This is a genomic window from Atribacter sp., from assembly GCF_035418125.1.
GTDB lineage: Bacteria > Atribacterota > Atribacteria > Atribacterales > Atribacteraceae > Atribacter > Atribacter allofermentans.
The window spans coordinates 1-4225 of sequence record NZ_DAOLQM010000197.1 but is presented as its reverse complement, the minus strand read 5'-3'; the positions used below and the strand labels follow the sequence as shown (position 1 = coordinate 4225).

Here is a 4225-nt window from a genome sequence, read left to right as displayed (position 1 = left end):
GTTGTTGAAACTGATATCGAAAAAAAACTATTTAACAAAATTATGACTCAATTTATGGATATATACACCGAGAAACGTAGAGATTTTAAAAAAGATTCTAAGATTATTAGTATCAAAGAACGAATCAAAGCCTTGGAAAAGGAAAAAGACGAGATTGACCAGAAAAGAATAGATAAAGAAAATTTAATACGGGACATTGAAGACAAAGAAATCCTTCTTCAAAAAAAGAAACCCGGGCTGGCAGCAGCCTTGCAAGAAAAAGATGAATTAAAAAGTAAAATAAACTTAGCCTATGAACATCGTTTAAACCGTGAAAAATTAAAGGAGGAAGTAAAAAGAATATCTTCTGATTATAAAAATTTAGCCGAGCAAATCGGTGAAATACATAAAAATGAAAATGATATTAAAAAAATAGAGTCTAATAGTGAAAAATTAAACCAGGAGAAAAAGCAGAAGGAGGAAGATTTAAAAAAGTTAGTAAAAGAAATCGATGCTTATAACCAAAATTTAGATGAAACAATTGAGTTTTTTGAGAAAAAGGAAACCGAACATCGTTATGCCCTAACCGCCCATACCGCAATTCAGGAGGAAATAGAATTAAAAGAAAAAGAAGAGCGGCTTAAAAAAGTAAACGACTTAGAGCAAGAGAAACTGGAAAAAAGGAAAAAATTAGAATCGCTCCAAGCCCCATCACAAAAAGATTTAAATATAATTGAAGACTATCATCGGAAAATCCATGATACGCAAACCAAATTAGATGCGCTTGGATTAAAAATCAAGGCAATTGCTCAAACTGATATTTCTGGAACAATCCATTTAGATGATAAAAGGGTTGAATTCGAAATAAAAAAGGGAAAGAAAAAGGATTGGATCTCTCATGAAGTAGCAAGAATCTCGATTGATAAAGTCGGAGAAATTGAAATCAAGAGTGGGAGCGAAGATGTCAAGGAAATGAAAAAAGAATTAGAAGAATTTGAGTTTGAGTTTGAAAAACTAACCGCCCCTTATGAAACCAAATTGATAGATGAATTGAGAGATCGTTTCCACCAAAAAAATGAATTGGAAAATCATATTAAAAGACTTGAAAATGAAATAAAAGGACAAACCAAAAATGGAAAAGAAATTTTAATTGGAGAGATTGCCGAACTCAAAAAGAGAATTGAATCCGACTGGAGTAAAATACCAGAGAATTTTGATTTAAGAAAATATGCTGAAAATGAAGACAAGATTCAAGCTAAAGAAATATCTGCTAAAAAAATCAATGAATTAGAAAAAGAGCTTGAAGGATACAAAGACAAAGAAAAAAATCTTAAAAAAGAATTGGGCGAGTTGAATAATAAAAAAGATGCAGTCCAAAGTAAAATTCGAGATTTTGAAAAAATCCTTCATGGAAATAATGAACGAAAGAGTGTTTTACAAAATAGTTTAGAAAACTTTCAAAAAGATGGGTTTACTCTGAAAGAAAGGAAAGAAAAACTAAATGATATTTCGATAGAGCTGGATCGAAAAGAAAGAGCTCTTCAAAAATACACCGAAGATATTGAAGAGATGGAAAATCAACCGGAAAAAGCCTTTGCTGAATGTGAAAATAAGATTAATAGATTAGATCAAGATATTCACCAATTAGAAAAAGACCTTGCCGAGAAAAATGGAAAACTCAATTCCATGCTGGTTTCTTTTAAAGATACCAACCGAATCGAGGAAGAATTGTTTTTTCTCAAAGAAGAAGAGAAGCGCCTGGAAGTCGAAGCATCAGCGCTTGAATTATTGTATGTTTTAATAAAATATTATAGAACCAAATCAGTAGAAAGCTTATCCGACCCAGTTAAAAAAATGGTCAATGAAGATTTAAAACGGCTTTTGGGGATTAAATATGCGGTTCATTTAGATGAAGGGATAAAGCCTATCTCGGTAACGTCGTCCAGCTGGGGAACGGTGATTCCCATCGAAAACCTTTCCTTTGGTACCGAAGAACAGATTTGGTATCTTTTCAGGTTGGCTTTGGGGAGATTACTCAGTCATGAAGAAAGGCAATTAGTCGTTCTTGACGATCCTCTGGCCAATACTGATGCGAGTCGCTTGCACCGTGCCTTGCAAATTTTAGAAGATGCCGCCCATCAGCTTCAAATTATCGTGGTAACCTGTGATGTCGATAAATATAACTGGCTCTCCAATGCCAACTATATTACTATTGAAAAATAATAATTTTAGGGGCACAATGTATTGTGCCCATTCTTTAATTAATGTAGCGGCATGCCATGGCATGCCGAATCTTGGTTTTCATCCCCATCTGGTGCTACTTAAATAACATAAAATTCTGTTAAAAATTATAAATCATCGAGTTAGTTGTTACTTTCCCAATTGAAAATGAATCATATACTGTATTTCCAATAAATCTGAAAGAAATCCCATAAATTGATTTCGAATTCCTTGGAAACGATGGTCTCGGAAATAGTAATAAGTGCCCAGTAATTTGATTCTCTCATCCCAGGCTAAAATATCTTTTTTATTTGAGCAAGTTAACTTTCTCTTACCCACACCGTCATTTCTCCAGTACCACGATTATTCCAGGCATAATAAGGAATGAACTGAAGTGGCACTTCTTCTACGGAATGCTTTTCAGAGCTATAAAGACGGTTATCTAAAGATGGGTCTTTGAGTCTCAATCCTACAGCTTGAAGAGTATTAATATCTTTCAGGATTTCTTTGCCGGGTTGAACAGTAAATTTTGCTTCTCTCGGTAGGGCAATACGAGCTAAGTTTGGACCGTTATCAATTTCTTCCATGCAGTATACAATGGGGCCTTGGCATACGGCAACTTTTCCGGATACTGATCTCACCTTGGGATGAGCTCGAACTAATTCAGTAGAAATTGTCATAGAGAGCTCGATCCGATCATCTTCATTCCAAAATCGTTTCAATTTTACATATCCTTTTTCCATCGAACTTGATCTATCGAAAATTTTACCATTGATTAATAATTCTGCTTGCTTGCACCACCTTGGAACTCTTATTGCCAGAGTAAATTCACAATGACCATGAGAATGGATTTGCAGCATTACATCACCATCCCAAGGATAATTGGTTTTCTGTCTGAGGATAACCGTTTCGCTCCCAATTTGAAAAGTTACTTCACTCTCTATAAAAAGATGGACATAAATCGTATTTTCGTCTTGGGAGTAAATATATTGACCAATTGAACCAAGCAGCCGGGCTAAATTGGTAGGGCAGCACGCGCAGTCAAACCAAGGCTGGCGAACAGTTTTAATATGCGCTAAGTCAGAGCGCTTTTGGCAAACTTCGGGCCAGATTTCCAATGGATTAGCATAAAAGTATTTCATGCCATCGAGTGAAACACCACTCAGAACGTTATTATATAAAGCTCTTTCCATGACATCGGCATACTGATGGTCAAGATCCAAATGAAGCATCCGCTGTGCCCAAAATATCAATCCTATACTAGCACAGGTTTCAGCATAAGCTCTATCCGGAGGCAAGTCGTAACTCAATGTAAATGCTTCACCCGTGGAAGATGAACCAATTCCACCGGTAATATACATTTTATGTTGGGTTACATCGTTCCAAAGAATTTTACAAGTCTCAAAAAGTGCTTCATCATCCGTTTCATAGGCTAAATCGGCCATCGCGCTGTAGAGATACATAGCCCTCACCGCATGTCCGACTGCCTCTTTCTGTTCCCGAACCGGAAGATGAGCTTGGCAGTATTCAGGGGTCCAAAAAGGCCAGGTTGGGCTAATTTCATTCCTTTTTTTAGCTTCAAGGTCAAAATACCAGGGCTTTTCCCCTCTCTGGTTTATAAAAAATTCGGCCAACCTTAGATATCGACGATCTTGGCTTACTCGATACAATTTTAGGAGGGCAAACTCTATCTCTGGATGGCCGGGATAGCCCTTCCTTTTATTTATCTCGGTGCCAAAATTCGAAACGATATGATTGGCCAATCGCGTAATTGTTTCAAAAAAACCGGTTTTACCAGTTAATTGGTAATAGGCTACAGCTGCTTCAATCATGTGGCCTGTAGTGTAGAGTTCATGATTCTCACGGAGATTGGTCCAACGCTTTTCAGGCTCTTTTATAATAAAATAGGTATTGAGATAGCCATCCGGTTGCTGAGCTTTTATAACCAGATTAACACTCTCATCAAGCAATCTTTCAAGAGCTGGGTCATGATAGTTTAGGAGACAGTAACTTGTCGCCTCAATCA

3 protein-coding genes are annotated in these 4225 nt (G+C 36.4%); 1 reads left to right on the top strand and 2 read right to left on the bottom strand.

Annotated elements, in window-relative coordinates:
* Positions 1 to 2202 (top strand): ATP-binding protein (locus PLK24_RS09035; RefSeq protein ID WP_324478368.1); only part of this gene is annotated, 2202 nt, incomplete at its 5' end.
* 147 nt (positions 2203 to 2349) lie between these two features.
* Here the strand turns inward: PLK24_RS09035 and PLK24_RS09030 are convergent.
* Positions 2350 to 2538: a hypothetical protein gene (locus tag PLK24_RS09030; RefSeq protein WP_324478366.1), complete on the bottom strand. Its 189-nt coding sequence runs from the start codon at positions 2536 to 2538 to the stop codon at positions 2350 to 2352.
* The coding region (locus tag PLK24_RS09025) for a glycoside hydrolase family 127 protein (protein WP_324478364.1) at positions 2520 to 4225 on the bottom strand (1706 nt) is incomplete at its 5' end. The genes PLK24_RS09025 and PLK24_RS09030, both read right to left, overlap by 19 nt.